Annotated in this window: 16 protein-coding genes and 1 pseudogene; 10 read left to right on the top strand and 7 right to left on the bottom strand. The window is 63.3% G+C overall.

Annotation, left to right across the window (positions count from 1 at the left end; genetic code table 11):
- The first annotated feature begins 357 nt into the window (after positions 1-357).
- Entirely contained in the window at positions 358-1,965 is a 1,608-nt protein-coding gene (locus JV551A3_RS00220) for an ABC transporter substrate-binding protein (RefSeq protein ID WP_133969734.1), read from the top strand.
- Positions 1,966-2,088: 123 nt separating this feature from the next.
- On the opposite strand, the gene radC is transcribed toward JV551A3_RS00220, so the two are convergent.
- A complete protein-coding gene (radC, locus tag JV551A3_RS00230) occupies positions 2,089-2,769 on the bottom strand; it encodes a RadC family protein (RefSeq protein ID WP_133969736.1) in 681 nt (226 codons plus the stop codon).
- Between the two features lie 128 nt (positions 2,770-2,897).
- On the opposite strand from radC, the gene coaBC reads away from it, so the two are divergent.
- The 4 genes and pseudogenes from coaBC to argB all read left to right on the top strand — a co-directional run bounded on the left by coaBC (position 2,898) and on the right by argB (position 7,018).
- Positions 2,898-4,109: a bifunctional phosphopantothenoylcysteine decarboxylase/phosphopantothenate--cysteine ligase CoaBC gene (gene coaBC, locus JV551A3_RS00235; RefSeq protein ID WP_112249413.1), complete on the top strand. Its 1,212-nt coding sequence runs from the start codon at positions 2,898-2,900 to the stop codon at positions 4,107-4,109.
- A 5-nt stretch (positions 4,110-4,114) separates the two neighbouring features.
- Positions 4,115-4,570, top strand: coding sequence for a dUTP diphosphatase (gene dut / locus JV551A3_RS00240; protein WP_133969737.1), 456 nt, complete (start codon positions 4,115-4,117; stop codon positions 4,568-4,570).
- 144 nt (positions 4,571-4,714) lie between these two features.
- Positions 4,715-6,082 (top strand): annotated as a pseudogene (locus tag JV551A3_RS00245) (phosphomannomutase/phosphoglucomutase); the annotation flags it as partial.
- A 30-nt stretch (positions 6,083-6,112) separates the two neighbouring features.
- Complete coding sequence (argB, locus tag JV551A3_RS00250; RefSeq protein WP_085621522.1) at positions 6,113-7,018, top strand: acetylglutamate kinase; 906 nt, start codon at positions 6,113-6,115, stop codon at positions 7,016-7,018.
- A gap of 161 nt (positions 7,019-7,179) precedes the next feature.
- Here the strand turns inward: argB and pyrE are convergent, their stop codons facing one another.
- A complete protein-coding gene (pyrE, locus tag JV551A3_RS00255; RefSeq protein WP_003253405.1) occupies positions 7,180-7,821 on the bottom strand; it encodes an orotate phosphoribosyltransferase in 642 nt (213 codons plus the stop codon).
- A gap of 80 nt (positions 7,822-7,901) precedes the next feature.
- Here pyrE and JV551A3_RS00260 point away from each other — a divergent pair, with 80 nt between their 5' ends.
- On the top strand, positions 7,902-8,681 hold the full coding sequence (locus JV551A3_RS00260; RefSeq protein ID WP_003253401.1) for an exodeoxyribonuclease III: 780 nt from the start codon (positions 7,902-7,904) through the stop codon (positions 8,679-8,681).
- 115 nt (positions 8,682-8,796) lie between these two features.
- On the opposite strand, the gene JV551A3_RS00265 is transcribed toward JV551A3_RS00260, so the two are convergent.
- Positions 8,797-9,165, bottom strand: coding sequence for a DUF4870 domain-containing protein (locus tag JV551A3_RS00265; RefSeq protein ID WP_133969739.1), 369 nt, complete (start codon positions 9,163-9,165; stop codon positions 8,797-8,799).
- 23 nt (positions 9,166-9,188) lie between these two features.
- Entirely contained in the window at positions 9,189-9,911 is a 723-nt protein-coding gene (rph, locus tag JV551A3_RS00270) for a ribonuclease PH (protein WP_051096411.1), read from the bottom strand.
- Positions 9,912-10,139: 228 nt separating this feature from the next.
- On the opposite strand from rph, the gene JV551A3_RS00275 reads away from it, so the two are divergent.
- Positions 10,140-11,003, top strand: a complete 864-nt coding sequence (locus JV551A3_RS00275) for a YicC/YloC family endoribonuclease (RefSeq protein ID WP_025341114.1) — start codon at positions 10,140-10,142, stop codon at positions 11,001-11,003.
- 13 nt (positions 11,004-11,016) lie between these two features.
- Positions 11,017-11,637: a guanylate kinase gene (gmk, locus tag JV551A3_RS00280; RefSeq protein WP_133969740.1), complete on the top strand. Its 621-nt coding sequence runs from the start codon at positions 11,017-11,019 to the stop codon at positions 11,635-11,637.
- A 125-nt stretch (positions 11,638-11,762) separates the two neighbouring features.
- Here gmk and JV551A3_RS00285 read toward each other — a convergent pair whose 3' ends face one another.
- From JV551A3_RS00285 to JV551A3_RS00295, 3 genes are all read right to left on the bottom strand, one after another.
- The gene (locus tag JV551A3_RS00285) at positions 11,763-13,304 is read right to left on the bottom strand and encodes an APC family permease (protein ID WP_112249420.1); all 1,542 of its coding nucleotides are present in this window, start codon (positions 13,302-13,304) and stop codon (positions 11,763-11,765) included.
- A 113-nt stretch (positions 13,305-13,417) separates the two neighbouring features.
- Positions 13,418-14,191: a gamma-glutamyl-gamma-aminobutyrate hydrolase family protein gene (locus JV551A3_RS00290; RefSeq protein WP_133969741.1), complete on the bottom strand. Its 774-nt coding sequence runs from the start codon at positions 14,189-14,191 to the stop codon at positions 13,418-13,420.
- 4 nt (positions 14,192-14,195) lie between these two features.
- Positions 14,196-15,578: a glutamine synthetase family protein gene (locus JV551A3_RS00295; protein WP_015272334.1), complete on the bottom strand. Its 1,383-nt coding sequence runs from the start codon at positions 15,576-15,578 to the stop codon at positions 14,196-14,198.
- Positions 15,579-15,785: 207 nt separating this feature from the next.
- Here JV551A3_RS00295 and JV551A3_RS00300 point away from each other — a divergent pair, with 207 nt between their 5' ends.
- Together JV551A3_RS00300 and rpoZ are read left to right on the top strand one after the other, a co-directional pair.
- Complete coding sequence (locus tag JV551A3_RS00300) at positions 15,786-16,658, top strand: LysR family transcriptional regulator (RefSeq protein ID WP_013974798.1); 873 nt, start codon at positions 15,786-15,788, stop codon at positions 16,656-16,658.
- Positions 16,659-16,920: 262 nt separating this feature from the next.
- Entirely contained in the window at positions 16,921-17,184 is a 264-nt protein-coding gene (rpoZ, locus tag JV551A3_RS00305) for a DNA-directed RNA polymerase subunit omega (protein ID WP_003253383.1), read from the top strand.
- The last annotated feature ends 17 nt before the right edge of the window (positions 17,185-17,201 follow it).

The following is a 17,201-nucleotide window of genomic DNA, read 5'->3' on the forward strand; positions in this document are numbered from 1 at the left end:
CAGCCCTCTAAAACCACATGCCCAACCCGGCATGGGTTGGCCGCTTAATCTCTCAGTCTTTGGCGCCTGGGCGCCGTGATTCTGGAGGTCTTACCGACCGGATACGCTGACGCGACAGGCCGAGCCCCTAGAAAAGAGCGCTGCTTTATACCAGAAAGACTCGGCCACAACAACAGAAGATACGTTTCCGGCACCGGCCAAGCGCGCCGGGCCAGCATAGCGGCAGGCGCCGCCAGGCGTCGACCGCTCGTCGACAGTTTTGTAAAAAAGGGTGTGGTCATTTCCCGACGGGCACACTAGGGTAGGCCTTTTCCAGACTGCACTGGCAGATGGGCCACTGACAGCCAAGGAGCCACCATGCGTGCCGCCGCCCTTTCCTTATTGTTCAACTCCTTGTTCGCCGCAGGCGCCCTGTTCGCCGCCGGCGTTGCCCAGGCAGCCCCGCTGAGCGTCTGCAGCGAGGCCAGCCCCGAAGGCTTCGATGTGGTGCAGTACAACTCGCTGACCACTACCAACGCCACGGCCGATGTGCTGATGAACCGTCTGGTGGAATTCGACGCGGCGCAAGGCAAGGTGGTGCCGAGCCTGGCGGCCAGCTGGACGGTATCGGCTGACGGCCTGATCTACGACTTCACCCTGCGCGATGACGTGAAATTCCACACCACCGCCTACTTCAAGCCAAGCCGCGCGCTGAACGCCGACGATGTGCTGTTCAGCTTCCAGCGCATGCTCTACCCCGCCCACGCCTGGCACAAGACTGCGCCGGGTGGCTACCCGCATGCCCAGTCGCTGCAACTGGGCGGCCTGATCAAGGCGATCGAGGCGCCGGCACCGAACACCGTGCGCTTCACCCTCAACCACCCGGATGCCACGTTCCTGGCTACCTTGAGCATGGGCTTCGCCTCGATCTACTCCGCCGAGTATGCAGACAAACTGCTCAAGGCCGGCACGCCGGAGAAGCTCAACAGCCAGCCGGTCGGCACCGGGCCGTTCGTCTTCCAGCGTTTCCAGAAGGACGCCGTGGTGCGCTACCGCGCCAACCCCGACTACTTCGCCGGCAAGCCGGCGGTCGACCCGCTGATCTTCGCCATCACCACCGATGCCAACGTGCGCCTGCAGAAGCTCAAGCGCGGCGAGTGCCAGGTCGCGTTGTCGCCCAAACCGCTGGACATTGCCGAAGCTGGAAAGGATGGCAACCTCAAGGTGGCCACCACCCCGGCGTTCATGACCGCCTTCGTCGCCATCAACAGCCAGCACCCGCCGCTGGACAAGCCGGAGGTGCGCCAGGCCATCAACCTGGCCTTCGACAAGCAGGCCTACCTCAAGGCCGTGTTCGAAGATTCCGCGGTGGCAGCCAACGGCCCCTACCCGCCCAACACCTGGAGCTACGCCAAGGACTTGCCCGGCTACCCGCTGGACGTGAAAAAAGCCAAGGCCCTGCTGACCAAGGCCGGCCTGGCCGAGGGTTTCAGCACCACGATCTGGACCCGTCCTTCGGGTAGCCTGCTCAACCCCAACCCCAGCCTTGGCGCGCAGATGCTGCAGGCTGACCTGGCGAAGATTGGCGTGAAAGCGGAAATCCGCGTTATCGAGTGGGGCGAACTGATCCGCCGCGCCAAGGCGGGCGAGCATGACCTGCTGTTCATGGGCTGGGCGGGTGACAACGGCGACCCGGACAACTTCCTCAGCCCGCAGTTTTCCTGCGCGGCGGTGCAGTCGGGGACCAACTTCGCACGCTTCTGCGACAACCGCCTGGACCAGTTGATCAGCGCCGGGCGCACCACCAACGACCAGAGCGTGCGCAGCCGGCTGTACCAGCAGGCGCAGACGCTGATCCAGCAGCAGGCGCTGTGGGTGCCGCTGGCGCACCCTACGGCCGCGACACTGTTGCGTCAGGGGGTTGAGGGGTATCAGGTGAGCCCGTTCGGGCGGTTGGACTTCAGCAAGGTGTCGGTGAACAAGTAAGCCTGCACCGGCCTCTTCGCGGGCTTGGCCGCTCCCACAGGGACAGCACAACACTCAAGGTTGGCGCGATACCTGTGGGAGCGGGCGAGCCCGCGAAAGGGCCGGGCCAGGCAGCACAAATGCCTAAGCCACAACCCACCCATGCTCGACCATCGACAGCGGCTCCCCGTCACCAATGATGATGTGATCCAGTACCCGCACATCGATCAACGCCAGCCCCCGCTTCAACGACAGGGTCAGATGCACATCGTCCTGGCTGGGTTCACTGTTGCCCGAGGGGTGGTTGTGGCACAGGATCAAGGCCGCCGCGTTATGCAGCAACGCCCGTCGTACAACTTCACGCGGGTAGACACTGGCCCGATCTATCGTACCTCGGAAGAGGATCTCAAACGCCAACGGCCTGTGCTTGGTATCGAGAAAGAGGCATCCGAACACCTCGCTGACTTCATGTCGCAGCATCGCTTTCAAATAGCGCCTCACCGTTGCCGGACTGTCCATTGCGGATTCACGCTCAATCGAAGTTGCAAGATGCCTGCGCCCGATCTCTAGCAGCGCCTGCAGCTGGCTGTACCTCACCGGGCCCAACCCAAGCTCGCCGACGAAGGCCTCACGGTCGGCCTCCAGCAACTGGCGCAAGCCCCCGAACTTCACGAGCAGACCTCGCGCCAGCTCCACGACATTGCGCCCACGCACACCCGAGCCGAGAAATACAGCCAGCAATTCCGCGTCCGTCAGGCTTCCGGCCCCACGCTGCAGCAACTTCTCCCTCGGCCGCTCTTCAGCCGGCCATTCCCTGATATTCATCCCGTCCCTCTGCCCTTGCTGCGGCCCATTTCGGCCCTGTGTTAATCTATTTCGCCTCGTACATGCGACGTTCTGCCGCAGGCATTTTCAAACGTCGACGCCCGCTCTCACTGGAAAAAGGCAAGCCTATGCAGCGGCTGTATCGCAAGCGCATCGTTCTCGGCGTGGGAGGCGGCATTGCCGCCTACAAAAGCGCCGAACTGATTCGCCGACTCCTGGAGCACGGCGCGCAGGTGCGCGTCGTCATGACCCGTGGTGGTGCAGAGTTCATCACCCCGCTGACCCTGCAGGCGCTGTCGGGCCACCCGGTGCACATGGACCTGCTCGACCCAGCCGCCGAAGCGGCCATGGGCCACATCGAACTGGCCAAGTGGGCCGACCTGGTGCTGATCGCCCCGGCCACCGCCGACCTCATGGCACGCATGGCCCAAGGCATGGCCGACGACTTGCTGACCACCCTGGTGCTGGCTACCGATGCCACCGTCGCCGTGGCCCCGGCCATGAACCAGGCCATGTGGCGCGACCCGGCCACCCAGGCCAACCTCGAACTGCTCAAGAGCCGTGGCATCCAGGTGTTCGGCCCGGCGTCCGGCAGCCAGGCCTGTGGCGATGTGGGCCTTGGCCGCATGCTTGAAGCCACCGACCTGGCCTGGTGCGCCGCGGAAAGCTTCAAGCGCCAGGCCTTGACCGGCAAACACGTATTGATCACCGCCGGCCCGACCCAGGAAAACATCGACCCGGTGCGCTACATCACCAATCATAGCTCCGGCAAGATGGGCTTCGCCCTGGCCGAAGCGGCCGCCGAAGCCGGGGCTCGGGTCACCCTTGTCACCGGCCCGGTACACCTGCCGACCCCCGACCGGGTCAGCCGAATCGACGTGGTCAGCGCGCGGGACATGCTCGCGGCCTGTGAAGCGGCCATGCCGTGCGACCTGTTCATCGCCTCTGCGGCGGTTGCGGACTACCGCCCGGAGGTCGTTGCCACGCAAAAACTGAAGAAAGATCCTACGACCGGCGACGGCATGCTGCTGCAGATGGTGCGCAATCCCGATATCCTTGCCACCATCGCTGGCCGCGCCGACCGCCCGTTCAGCGTCGGTTTCGCCGCCGAGACCGAACACTTGCTCGATTACGCCACGCGCAAGCTCAAGGACAAGAACCTCGACCTGATCGTCGCCAATGATGTGGCCAACCCCAGCATCGGCTTCAACAGCGAGGAAAACGCCTTGACCGTGATCGACCGCCAGCAGCACCAGACCCTCTTCGCGCAGACCAGCAAAGGCAAGATTGCCCGGCAACTGGTCGCCTTCATCGCCGACCGGCTCAATCAGGTTCAATAAGTTACATGCACGCTCTTCAAGCCAAGATCCTCGACCCACGCCTGGGTAGCGAATTCCCGCTGCCGACCTACGCCACCCCCGGTTCCGCCGGCCTCGACCTGCGCGCCCTGCTCAAGGAAGACACCGTCCTCGAGCCAGGCCAGACCCTGCTGATCCCGACCGGCCTGTCGATCTACATCGGCGACCCGAGCCTGGCGGCGGTGATTCTGCCGCGCTCGGGTTTGGGCCATAAGCACGGCATCGTGCTGGGCAACCTGGTCGGGCTGATCGACTCGGACTACCAGGGCGAGTTGATGGTGTCGTGCTGGAACCGTGGCAACACGCCGTTCACCATCGCCGTTGGCGAGCGCATTGCCCAGCTGGTGCTGGTCCCCGTGGTACAAGCCCATTTCGACATCGTCGAAGCGTTCGATGAAAGCCAGCGCGGCGCTGGCGGCTTCGGCCATTCCGGCAGCCACTGAGCCGAGAAATGACCGTTCAGGCCAAGGATGGCGAACTCTCTGGCGAAACCACCGTCCAAGCGTTCAGTTTGCGCCTGCCCAGAAAGCCTTTGACTAATGGAGCTTCCAGAGATGAACGACATGGCCCACCTGGCACCCGCCGCGCTGCCAGACAGCATTTTCCGCGCGTATGACATTCGCGGCGTGGTCGGCAAGACCCTTCACGCCGAAACCGCCTACTGGATCGGCCGCGCCATCGGCGCGCAGAGCCTGGCCCAGGGCGAACCGCAGGTTTCGGTCGGCCGCGATGGCCGCCTGTCCGGCCCGATGCTGGTCGAACAGCTGATCAAGGGCCTGGTCGATGCTGGCTGCCAGGTCAGCGACGTCGGCCTGGTACCCACCCCGGCGCTGTACTACGCAGCCAACGTGCTGGCCGGCAAGTCGGGCGTGATGCTGACCGGCAGCCACAACCCGTCGGACTACAACGGCTTCAAGATCGTCATCGCCGGCGATACCTTGGCCAACGAACAGATCCAGGCACTGCTGACCCGCCTGAAAACCAACAACCTGAGCCGCGCCGAAGGCCGCGTGGAAAAGGTCGAGATCCTTGACCGCTACTTCCAGCAGATCGTCGAAGACGTGAAGCTGGCCAGGAAGCTCAAGGTGGTCGTGGACTGCGGCAACGGTGCCGCCGGCGTGGTCGCGCCGCAACTGATCGAAGCCCTGGGCTGCGAAGTGATCCCGCTGTTCTGCGAAGTCGACGGCAACTTCCCCAACCATCACCCGGACCCGGGCAAGCCGGAAAACCTCGAAGACCTGATCGCCAAGGTCAAGGAAACCGGCGCCGATATCGGCCTGGCCTTCGACGGTGACGGCGACCGCGTCGGCGTGGTGACCAACACCGGCAGCATCGTCTACCCAGACCGTCTGCTGATGCTGTTTGCCCAGGACGTGCTGTCGCGCAACCCGGGCGCCGAGATCATTTTCGACGTCAAATGCACCCGTCGCCTGACCCCGCTGATCGAGCAGCACGGCGGCCGCGCACTGATGTGGAAGACTGGTCACTCGCTGATCAAGAAGAAGATGAAGCAGACCGGCTCGCTGCTGGCCGGCGAGATGAGCGGTCACATCTTCATCAAGGAACGCTGGTACGGTTTCGACGATGGCATCTACAGCGCCGCGCGCCTGCTGGAGATCCTCAGCAAGGCCGGGCAGAGCGCCGAAAACCTGTTCGCCGCGTTCCCGAACGATATTTCCACGCCGGAAATCAATATTGATGTGACCGACGAGGGTAAATTCAGCATCATTGATGCACTGCAACGCGACGCCGACTGGGGCGAAGCCAACCTGACCACCATCGACGGTGTGCGGGTGGATTACGCTCACGGCTGGGGCCTGGTTCGCGCCTCCAACACCACCCCGGTGCTGGTGCTGCGCTTCGAGGCCGACAGCGACGCCGAATTGCAACGTATCAAGGATGTTTTCCGTACCCAGTTGCTGCGGGTTGAGCCTGAGCTGCAACTGCCGTTCTGACCGACTATCTGTTCCTTACAGGAGCCCTGCATGACCCTCGATCGCGATGCCGCTTCCCATGTAGCCGAGGTTTTGTCCGAAGCACTGCCTTACATTCGCCGCTTTGTCGGCAAGACCCTGGTGATCAAGTACGGCGGCAACGCGATGGAGAGCGAGGAGCTCAAGACCGGCTTCGCCCGTGACATCGTGCTGATGAAGGCTGTGGGCATCAACCCGGTGGTGGTCCACGGTGGTGGCCCGCAGATCGGCGACCTGCTCAAGCGCCTGTCGATCGAAAGCCACTTCATCGACGGCATGCGCGTCACCGACTCGGCGACCATGGACGTGGTGGAGATGGTGCTGGGTGGCCAGGTGAACAAGGACATCGTCAACCTGATCAACCGCCACGGCGGCAGCGCCATCGGCCTGACCGGCAAGGACGCGGAGCTGATCCGCGCCCGCAAGCTGACCGTCAGCCGCCAGACGCCCGAGATGACCACCCCGGAAATCATCGACATCGGCCACGTGGGCGAAGTGGTAAGCGTGAACACCGACCTGCTGAACATGCTGGTGAAGGGCGACTTCATCCCGGTGATCGCGCCGATCGGCGTGGGTGCCAACGGTGAGTCGTACAACATCAACGCCGACCTGGTGGCGGGCAAGGTAGCCGAGGCGCTGAAGGCCGAGAAGCTGATGCTGCTGACCAACATCGCCGGCCTGATGGACAAGCAGGGCGAGGTACTGACCGGCCTGACCACCGAGCAGGTCAACGAACTGATCGCCGACGGCACCATCTACGGCGGCATGCTGCCGAAGATCAAGTGCGCGCTGGATGCGGTGCAGGGCGGCGTGAACAGCTCGCACATCATCGATGGCCGCGTGCCGAATGCGGTGCTGCTGGAGATCTTCACCGACAGCGGCGTGGGTACCCTGATTACCAACCGCAAGCCGCGCTGATTGGTTGGTTAACCTGCACTGACCTCTTCGCGGGCACGCCCGCTCCCACAGGGATAGCGCCAACCCTGTGGGAGCGGGTTTACCCGCGAAGAGGCCAGAACAGGCGACACAAAAAAGGCGACCTTCACAAGAAGGTCGCCTTTTTCATTTCCAGGCCCGGATCAGATCCCGTACTGCGCCCGGTAAGCTTCCACAGCCGGCAGGTGCTGCTTCAGCTGCGGGTCATCAGCCAGGAATTCCAGCACCTGCGTCAGCGAAACGATGCTGACCACCGGAATACCGAAGTCGCGCTCCACTTCCTGAATCGCCGACAGCTCGCCATTGCCACGCTCTTCGCGGTTCAGCGCGATCAGCACGCCAGCGGCCTTGGCCTGCTGGGCATTGATGATCTGCATGACCTCACGAATGGCGGTACCAGCAGTGATCACATCGTCGATGATCAGCACGTCACCGGCCAGCGGCGCGCCGACCAGGCTGCCACCTTCACCGTGGTCCTTGGCTTCTTTGCGGTTGAAGCACCATGGCACATCGAGCTGATGCTGATCGGCAAGGGCCACGGCAGTAGTCGCTGCCAGCGGGATACCCTTGTAGGCCGGGCCGAAAAGCACATCGAACGGGATCTTGCTGTCGACGATGGCTGCGGCATAGCAACGGCCCAGTTCGGCCAGGGCGGAACCGGTGTTGAACAGGCCGGCATTGAAGAAATACGGGCTGGTACGCCCCGATTTCAGGGTGAATTCACCGAAACGCAGTACCCCGCGATCGATGGCAAAACGGATGAAGTCGCGCTGATACGGCTGCATGGATAGTCCCGGACACCACGGATTTAGCTAAATGGGTTGAGCTCGGGTATCATACACGCACGAGATTTTTGGGGCCATTTATGCGGATCATCAGTGTGAACGTAAATGGCATTCAGGCTGCGGCCGAGCGTGGTTTGCTCAGCTGGCTGCAAGCCCAGAATGCCGACGTCATCTGCCTTCAGGATACCCGCGCCTCGGCCTTTGAACTCGATGACCCAGCTTTCCAGCTCGATGGCTATTTCCTTTATGCCTGCGACGCGGAGGTGCCAGCCCAAGGTGGTGTGGCCCTGTATTCGCGCATGCAGCCCAAGGCAGTCATCACCGGCCTGGGCTTCGAGACAGCCGACCGCTACGGGCGTTACCTGCAAGCAGATTTCGACAAAGTCAGTATTGCCAGCCTGCTGCTGCCTTCGGGCATGAACGGCGACGAAGACTTGAACCAGAAGTTCAAGTTGATGGACGACTTCGCCAAGTACCTGGACAAACAGCGTCGCAAGCGTCGCGAATACATCTACTGCGGCTCGTTCTACGTGGCGCAGCAGAAGCTCGACATCAAGAACTGGCGTGACAGCCAGCAGTCGCCGGGCTTCCTGGCACCTGAGCGTGCCTGGATGGACGCGATCACTGGCGAGATGGGTTACGTCGATGCCCTGCGCGAAGTCAGCCGTGAAGGCGACCAGTACAGCTGGTGGCCGGACAACGAGCAGGCGGAGATGCTCAACCTGGGCTACCGGTTCGACTACCAGATCCTCACCCCGGGCCTGCGCCGCTTCGTGCGCAACGCCCGCCTGCCGCGTCAGCCGCGCTTCTCCCAGCATGCGCCGCTGATTGTCGACTATGACTGGACGTTGACCATCTAACAGCCGATTGGGGCCGCTTTGCGGCCCATCGCGACACAAGGCCGCTCCTACAGGATTACGCATTCCCCTGTAGGAGCGGCCTTGTGTCGCGATGGGCTGCAAGCAGCCCCAATGGCTATTTGATCGGCCGCCAGATCATCGGGTAGCGATACGGCTTGCCTTCATTGGCCCGCACCGCGGCAATGATGATCAGTACCAGCACCGCCACCATCAGCATGGCGAACAGCATCAGCCCGATGAACACGAACATCAGCAGGAAGCAGATGAACCCGGCAATGGTCACGCTGATCTGAAAGTTCAGCGCCTCTTTGCCCTGGGCGTCGATGAAAGGGTCTTGCTCGCGCTTGAGGTGCCACAGCACCAGCGGGCCCAGCAAGTGCCCGAGCGGCAACACCAGGCCCAGCAGCGCGGAGAGGTGGCAGAACATCGCCCACTGCCGGATTTCGGCATTGGGCGGGGTGATCGACAGGTTGGATTCGCTCATGCCCCGCACCTCCCTGGCTGGGTTCAGTCGGCCAGCGCCGCCTGCTGCAGTTCGAAGATCTCGGTCATGCCCTTCTGTGCCAGAGCGAGCATCGCGTTGAAGTCTTCAGGCTGGAACGGCGCACCTTCGGCAGTACCCTGCACTTCGATGAAACCACCGGCGCTGGTCATGACCACGTTCAGGTCGGTTTCGGCAGCGGAGTCTTCCAGGTAGTCCAGGTCGAGCACCGCTTCGCCCTGGTACATGCCCACCGACACTGCGGCGATCATGTGCTTGAGCGGGTTGCCGGCCTTCAGGCCACCGCGCTTCTTGATCACCGCCAGGGCATCGCACAGGGCGACCATGGCACCAGTGATGGACGCGGTACGGGTACCGCCATCGGCCTGGATCACGTCGCAGTCGACGTACAGGGTAATGTCACCGAGTTTGCTCATGTCCAGCGCAGCGCGCAGCGAGCGGCCGATCAGGCGCTGGATTTCCAGGGTGCGGCCACCCTGCTTGCCACGGCTGGCTTCGCGCTGGTTACGCTCGCCGGTGGAACGCGGCAGCATGCCATACTCGGCAGTCAGCCAGCCTTGGCCCTGGCCTTTGAGGAAGCGCGGCACACCGTTTTCCACGCTGACCGTGCAGATGACCTTTGTGTCACCGAACTCGACCAGTACCGACCCTTCGGCGTGCTTGGTGTAGTTGCGGGTGATGCGGATCGAGCGGAGCTGATCGGCGGCGCGACCACTTGGACGTTTCATCTGGGATACCTGTACTGGGACTTTGAATCTGCCGAGCATTATAGAGCCCACGGCCCGGGGAAGACATGCCTATTGTCGCGCCCGGCACAGCCCGTCGCCTTTTCCTACCGGCCAGGCCACCCGTCGGTAACATGGGTGGATTGGGCGCCAAGGCCCCACTGCGCTACAATCCTGCGCCTTGCAGCCGAGAGGCTCCCACCGTTCATTCATATACGCGAGGTACTCCCCATGGTGCACAGCATGACCGCTTTTGCTCGAGTCGAGCGCGCCGGCAGCCAAGGCACCCTGGTCTGGGAGCTGCGCTCGGTCAACCACCGTTACCTGGAGCCGCACCTGCGCCTGCCCGAGGCCCTGCGCGACCTCGAAGGCGCCGTGCGGGAAGGCCTGCGCCAGGGCCTGTCGCGGGGCAAGGTGGAATGCACCTTGCGCCTCAACGAAGACAGCAACGGCAAACCGCTGAAGGTGGACCGCGAGCGCGCCGCCCAGCTGGTTGCCGCCGCCGAGGAAGTGGCCGGGCTGATCAAGCAGCCGGCACCACTGAACCCGCTGGAGGTGCTGTCGTGGCCAGGCGTGCTGGTGGCCGACGCCAGCGATCCGCAGGCACTGAATACAGAAGCCATGGCGTTGTTCGACGAGGCGCTGGCCGAGCTCAAGGCCGGGCGCCAGCGTGAAGGCCAGGAACTGGCCCGGCTGATCAACGAACGTTTGGACAACATGGCCAGCGAAGTCACCACCCTGCGTGCCCTGGTGCCGCAGATGCTGGCAGCACAACGGCAGAAGATCCTCGACCGCTTCGGCGACATGCAGGCCGAACTCGACCCGCAGCGCCTGGAGCAGGAGATGGTGCTGCTGGCGCAGAAAAGCGACGTGGCCGAGGAACTCGACCGCCTCAGCACTCACGTCACCGAAGTACGTAGGGTACTCAAGGGTGGCGGTGCCGCCGGCCGGCGCCTGGACTTCCTGATGCAGGAACTCAACCGCGAGGCCAATACCCTAGGCTCCAAGGCCTTCGACCCACGCAGCACGCAAGCGGCGGTCAACCTGAAGGTATTGATCGAACAGATGCGTGAACAAGTACAGAACATCGAGTAAGGCCACACCGACCATGAACCACAGCAGCGGCACCCTCTACATCGTTTCGGCCCCTTCGGGCGCCGGCAAGACCAGCCTGGTCACCGCCCTGATCAAGGCCGACAAGCGCGTAAGCGTCTCGGTCTCGCACACCACCCGCGCCATGCGCCCGGGCGAGCAGCACGGCGTTAACTACCACTTCGTCAGCCATGACGACTTCAAGGGGCTGATCGCCAAGGGTGACTTCCTGGAGCACGCCGAAGTGTTCGGCAATTTCTACGGGACTTCGCGCAGCGCGCTGCAAGAGGTGCTCGACCAGGGCAATGACCTGATCCTGGAGATCGACTGGCAAGGCGCCCAGCAGGTACGCAAGCTGATGCCCGAGGCTTTGTCGGTGTTCATCCTGCCGCCAAGCCAGCAGGCCCTGCGCGAGCGCCTGGATGGCCGCGGGCAGGATAGCGAAGAAATCATTGCCGGGCGCATGCAGGAAGCGGTCAGCGAGATGGTGCACTACGACGAGTACGACTACGTGATCATCAACGATGATTTCGATGTGGCGCTGGAAGACTTGAAAGCGGTGTTCCGCTCCAATCGCCTGCGGCTGAAGAAGCAGCAACAGCGCAACAGCGGGCTGCTGAAAGAATTGCTTTCCTGAGAGACCGAGCGGGGCTGCCTTGCAGCCCATTCGCAGCACAAGGCTGCTCCTACATCGACAGCGTACATCGCGCCATTGTAGGAGCAGCCTTGTGCTGCGAATGGGGCGCAAAGCGCCCCCCAGCTTTATTCCTGCAAAGGCAAGGTAGCCTGCTGACGCAGGGTAGCCCCCAGGAAGTACGCCGGCGCGCGCAGGCGCGACAGCATCATCAGCACGATCCCCAGCACCGAGATGATCGCGGCGATCACGAACACCAGCCCCAGCCCGCCCACATGCGAGCCGCTGCCGAAGTCCGGCGAGGCGCTGTCGATGGCGGTACGCAAAAAGATCACCGACAGGATAACCCCACCCACCAGCGGGCACAGGCCGCGCATCAGGAAGTGGCGCAGACTGTCGAACAGGCTGTGGCGGAAGTACCAGACACAGGCGAAGGCCGTCAGCGAATAGTAGAAGCAGATCATCATGCCCAGCGCAGTGATAGTGTCTGCCAACACGTTCTCGCTAAGGGTGCGCATGGTCACGTAGAACAGGCCCGCAGCCACACCAGCGCAGATGGTGGCGTAACGCGGGGTCTGCGAACGCGGGCAGACGCTGGCGAACTTCTGCGGCACCGCACCGTAGTAACCCATGGCCAATAGGGTGCGCGCAGGCGACACGAAGGTCGACTGCAGCGACGCCGCGGTGCTGGCCAGCACCGCGATGGACATCAGAATCGCCAGCGGCCCCATGACCGGGCCGGCCAGGTGAGCAAAGACGTTTTCCTGGATGCGCGGGTTGTTCAGGCCCAGGCCCTGTTCGCTGATACCAGCAAACTGCAGGGTGGCAATGGCGGTGAACAGGTACAGGCCGAGGATCAGCAGCACGGTCCAGGTGGCCGCCTTGCCCGGCACCTCGTCACTGCCGACCGATTCCTCGCTGACGGTCAGGCATACATCCCAACCCCAGAAGATGAAGATCGACAGCGACAGCCCGGCGGCAAAGGCCGAGAACGATTCGACGCCGAACGGGTTGAACCAGGCGAAATCGAATTCCAGCGGTGGCGGCGCCGTGGTTTCGCCGAAAGCGGCAAAGGCAAAGCCGATCAGCACCAGCAACTGCAGGGCCACCAGGCCGTATTGCACGGTCATGGTGGTGGTCATGCCGCGACAGCAGATCCACACCGCCAGGGCGATGAACACGCAACAGGTGGTTATGTTGATGAGCAGGTTGTCGGCCAATGCCGCCAGCTCATGCTTGCCGGTGATCTGGCCAAGGAACAGGTAGAAGAAGTCGACCGCTACCCCTGCCAGGTTCGACAACACGATGGTGGTGGCGACCACCAGGCCCCAGCCACCGATCCAGCCGATCATCGGGCCGAAAGCACGCGCCGACCAGGTAAACGAAGTACCGCTGTCCGGCTCCGCCGAGTTCAGTTCGCGGTAGCCCAGGGCCACCAGCAGCATCGGCAGGAAGCCGACGATGAACACCGCCGGCAGGTGCGCGCCCACTTCACGCACGGTCGGGCCAAGGGCGCCGGTCAGGGTGTAGACCGGGGCGATTGTGGAAATGCCCAGCACCACGCTGGCCAGCAAGCCCAGCCGGCCCGTGGCCAGGCCCTTGCTGCGCTGGGTGTTGCCCGCGTCGGCCGCCACATCGGGTGGGCGGCCGGCTTCTGTGTAATTGCTCATGAGTATTTGCCGTAAATTTTGGAATTGTTTTCACGGGCCTTGCGTACAAGGCCCGCTTTCACTCATTGAAAGCTTGCTGCTGGGAACAAGTCATCCGAGACCTTCGGGTGACGTCAGAATGCCTCCTGCCGTGCGCCCTCCCGTGTAGCGTAAGCAATGCAGGCCTCGCGAAACGCCTGGAACAGGCGCAGCGAGACCGGGTTTTCGGTAAATCGCCACTCCGGGTGCCACTGCACGCCGAGCACAAAGCCCGGCGCCGCAGGCATGGACACCGCTTCGATCAGGCCATCCGGGGCCCGTGCCTCGACGCGCAGGCCCGGGGCCAGGCGGTCGATGCCCTGACTGTGCAGCGAGTTGACCTCGAACTGCGCAGCCAGGCCCAGGCGCTCGAACAACCCGCCAGGCTCGATGCCGACAAGGTGACGAGCGCCGTATTGCACCTCCAGGGGTGCGTCCTCAGGTTCACGGTGGTCAAGGTGGCCGGGTAGTTCCTGCACACGCTGGTGCAGGCTGCCGCCCAGGGCCACATTCAATTCCTGGTAGCCACGGCAAATACAGAACACCGGCACACCGGCGGCAATGGCCGCCTGCAACAGCGGCAGGGTCAGGCGATCGCGTGCCAGATCGTGCCGGGTACCCGCCGCGCTGGGGGCGCCATTGTAATGATGCGGTTCGATATTTGAAGGTGAGCCGGTAAAAACAATGCCGTGCAGACGAGCCAGCAACGCCTGCGTGTCACTGCCCCCGTCGCGGGCCGGCAAGATCAATGGCAAGCCGGCAAATCCGGCCGCCTCGACATACTTGTCGCCTACCGTATGCGACGAGTTCTTCCCCACCTGCTGGCGGCAGGCGCTGACACCGATCAAGGGGACCGCATTTGCGCTCATGGGCTTACACCGTGTGCAGGTACCAGTTGTACTCGAGGTCGGAAATCGACACTTCGAACTCGGCCAGTTCGCTTTCCTTGCAGGCCACGAAGATATCGATGTAGTCCGGGCTGATGTATTGATTGAGGACTTCGCTGTCGTCCAGGGCGCGCAAGGCATCGCGCAGGTTGTTCGGCAGGCTCTGCTCCAGCTGTTCGTAGGAGTTGCCTTCGATCGGTGCCTGCGGCTCGACCTGATTGGTCAGGCCATGGTGAACACCGGCGAGGATCGCCGCGAGCATCAGGTAGGGGTTGGCGTCGGCGCCGGCCACGCGGTGCTCGAGGCGCACGTTGTCGCTGCTGTCAGTGGGCACGCGCACGGCCACGGTGCGGTTGTCCAGGCCCCAGCTTGGCGCATTGGGCACGTAGAACTGCGCGCCGAAGCGGCGGTAAGAGTTGATGTTCGGGCAGAGGAAGGCCATCGAAGCGGGCATGGTCTCCAACACACCACCGATGGCGTGGCGCAACGCGTCGCTTTGCAGCGGATCGTCGCTGGCGAAGATGTTCTTCCCGGTTTTCTTGTCCAGCAACGAAATGTGCACGTGCAGGCCGTTGCCTGCCTGGCCTGGGTAAGGCTTGGCCATGAAGGTGGTGTCCATTTCATGGTCGTAGGCAACGTTCTTGATCAGGCGCTTGAGCAGGATCGCGTAGTCACAGGCCTTCAGCGGGTCAGCCACATGGTGCAGGTTGACTTCGAACTGTGCCGGGGCGCTTTCCTTGACGATGGCATCGGCGGGCAGGCCCTGCTCCTTGGCGGCTTCGAGCATGTCCTGCAGGCAGTCGGCATATTCGTCGAGGTCGTCGATCAGGTATACCTGGGTCGACTGCGGGCGCTTGCCGGAAATCGGCGAGCGCGGCGGCTGCGGGCGACCGTTGAGGTTGTCCTGGTCGATCAGGTAGAACTCAAGCTCGAACGCGGCGCAGATATCCAGGCCCAGGTCATCGAACTTGCTCACCACCTGGCGCAGCACTTCGCGCGGGTCGGCGAAGAACGGCTGGCCATCGAGCTCATGCATGGTCATCAGCAGCTGGGCGGTGGGGCGCTTCTGCCACGGCTCGTCCGACAGCGTGCCGGGGATCGGGAAGCAGATGCGGTCGGCATCGCCGATGTCCAGGCCAAGGCCGGTGCTCTCGACAGTGGACCCGTTGATGTCCAGGGCGAACAGCGATGCCGGCAGGTTGATGCCCTTCTCGTACACCTTGTGCAGGCTGGCCCGCTCGATGCGCTTGCCACGTACCACGCCGTTCATGTCGGAGATCAGCAGGTCGACGTACTGCGTGTCCGGATGGGCCTGGAGGAAGTCATTCATCTCGCTGGAAGAACTGGCGCACGGGGTTACCGACGTCATGGCTGTACATCCTTTGATTTGCTGCGGCGATGTGGGGGATACGGCTGGCGCCTCACGGGCGACGATGGTTGCAGCTGTTGTTCTTTTCACTTTCCCATCGTGGGGATTGGTTACCCGACCGGGCGCATTGATTCCCGGGGGCCGTTCCACTATAAAATGGCCAAAACGCAACAGACATTGGCAATTCGGCAAGCAGAGCGTGCACCAATGCAATATCAGATTACCCATGCCGACCTCTCCCTGGTCCTGGCCCTGGAACGTGGCCGCTCGCTGGCCAAGGCCGCCGAGCTGCTCAAGGTCGATGTGTCGACGGTCTTCCGCTCGATCCGCCGGCTGGAGTCGGCGCTGGGCACCGCCTTGTTCGTCAAGAGCCGCAAGGGCTACCTGCCGACTGACACCGCCCAGGCCTTGGCCGAACAGGCCGAGCGCGCCGAGCAGGCGCTGGAGGCGGCGCGCATCGCCATGACCAGTGGCGAGCAGGTGGTCAGCGGCACGGTGCGGCTGACCTGTACCGAGGCGGTGATGCATAGCCTGCTGCTGCCGGCTCTGGCCGAGTTCATGCCCAACTACCCGGCCTTGTCGCTGGAGATGGGCACCTCCAATACCTTCGCCAATCTCAGCCGGCGCGATGCCGACATTGCCCTGCGCCTGACCAACACGCCACCAGAGCACCTGGTGGGCCGCAACCTGGGGTCCACCTCCTACGTGGTCTGCGGCCAGCCGCAATGGCGCGAACGCCTGGCAGAGTCACCTGCCAGCGTGCCGTGGATCGCCCCCGACGACTCGATGCAGGACCACCCCACGGTGGTCTGGCGCAACCAGCAGCACCCGGGGTTGAGCCCGCGCTACCAGTGCAGCGGCATGTCGACCATCGCCCAGCTGGTCACGGCCGGGCTCGGCGTGGCAGCGTTGCCGGACTACATGGTGCACGCGCTGCCCGGGGTGGATGCGCTGAGCGGGCCGCTGCCGGGTTGTGACACCCAGCTGTGGCTGCTGACCCGGCCGGACTGCCGGGCGTTGCGCTCGGTGCAGACCCTGTTCGAGGAGCTGACCCCGCGGTTGCGTGACGCGATGCTCTGAGGTTATCGTCAGGCTCACGTATCGAGGGTGTCTGTTGCGGCCCTTTCGCGGCTGAAGCCGCTCCCACAGGGTGCGGTGATGGACCTGAGGACAATGCGGTCCCTGTGGGAGCGGCTTTAGCCGCGAAGAAGGCAACACAGGGCTTGAAGGTAACCACCCGACAAAACAGCGCTTCCCTATTGGCTGGTGATTTTTTAAACTATCGAGTCCGCCTGCCCATTATCGGGCTGCACGCCCACCGCAATTGCTACTGAGGAAGACCATGGCCCGCGTAACTGTTGAAGACTGCCTGGAACACGTGGATAACCGCTTTGAGCTGGTCATGCTCTCGACCAAGCGCGCTCGCCAGCTGGCGACCGGCGGCAAAGAGCCACGCGTTGCGTGGGAAAACGACAAGCCGACCGTTGTTGCCCTGCGTGAAATCGCCGAAGGCATCGTCACCAACGAGTTCATCGCCGCTGAAGAGATCGTCACCGAGGATCCGGTGTTCGCCGCGTTCGAGGACGAGAACAACGAGGCTGTCTGATTGATGCCAGGTCGACG

It is taken from the genome of Pseudomonas inefficax (assembly GCF_900277125.1).
GTDB lineage: Bacteria > Pseudomonadota > Gammaproteobacteria > Pseudomonadales > Pseudomonadaceae > Aquipseudomonas > Aquipseudomonas inefficax.

Excerpts from the sequence above, each read along its gene's own strand:
- rph (WP_051096411.1), bottom strand. The coding sequence starts at position 9,911 with ATGAAACGTCCAAGTGGTCGCGCCGCCGATCAGCTCCGCTCGATCCGC.
- JV551A3_RS00275 (WP_025341114.1), top strand. The coding sequence starts at position 10,140 with ATGGTGCACAGCATGACCGCTTTTGCTCGAGTCGAGCGCGCCGGCAGC.
- argB (WP_085621522.1), top strand. The coding sequence starts at position 6,113 with ATGACCCTCGATCGCGATGCCGCTTCCCATGTAGCCGAGGTTTTGTCC.
- JV551A3_RS00285 (WP_112249420.1), bottom strand. The coding sequence starts at position 13,304 with ATGAGCAATTACACAGAAGCCGGCCGCCCACCCGATGTGGCGGCCGAC.
- gmk (WP_133969740.1), top strand. The coding sequence starts at position 11,017 with ATGAACCACAGCAGCGGCACCCTCTACATCGTTTCGGCCCCTTCGGGC.
- JV551A3_RS00295 (WP_015272334.1), bottom strand. The coding sequence starts at position 15,578 with ATGACGTCGGTAACCCCGTGCGCCAGTTCTTCCAGCGAGATGAATGAC.
- JV551A3_RS00220 (WP_133969734.1), top strand. The coding sequence starts at position 358 with ATGCGTGCCGCCGCCCTTTCCTTATTGTTCAACTCCTTGTTCGCCGCA.
- JV551A3_RS00260 (WP_003253401.1), top strand. The coding sequence starts at position 7,902 with ATGCGGATCATCAGTGTGAACGTAAATGGCATTCAGGCTGCGGCCGAG.
- coaBC (WP_112249413.1), top strand. The coding sequence starts at position 2,898 with ATGCAGCGGCTGTATCGCAAGCGCATCGTTCTCGGCGTGGGAGGCGGC.
- JV551A3_RS00300 (WP_013974798.1), top strand. The coding sequence starts at position 15,786 with ATGCAATATCAGATTACCCATGCCGACCTCTCCCTGGTCCTGGCCCTG.
- pyrE (WP_003253405.1), bottom strand. The coding sequence starts at position 7,821 with ATGCAGCCGTATCAGCGCGACTTCATCCGTTTTGCCATCGATCGCGGG.
- radC (WP_133969736.1), bottom strand. The coding sequence starts at position 2,769 with ATGAATATCAGGGAATGGCCGGCTGAAGAGCGGCCGAGGGAGAAGTTG.
- rpoZ (WP_003253383.1), top strand. The coding sequence starts at position 16,921 with ATGGCCCGCGTAACTGTTGAAGACTGCCTGGAACACGTGGATAACCGC.
- dut (WP_133969737.1), top strand. The coding sequence starts at position 4,115 with ATGCACGCTCTTCAAGCCAAGATCCTCGACCCACGCCTGGGTAGCGAA.
- JV551A3_RS00265 (WP_133969739.1), bottom strand. The coding sequence starts at position 9,165 with ATGAGCGAATCCAACCTGTCGATCACCCCGCCCAATGCCGAAATCCGG.
- JV551A3_RS00290 (WP_133969741.1), bottom strand. The coding sequence starts at position 14,191 with ATGAGCGCAAATGCGGTCCCCTTGATCGGTGTCAGCGCCTGCCGCCAG.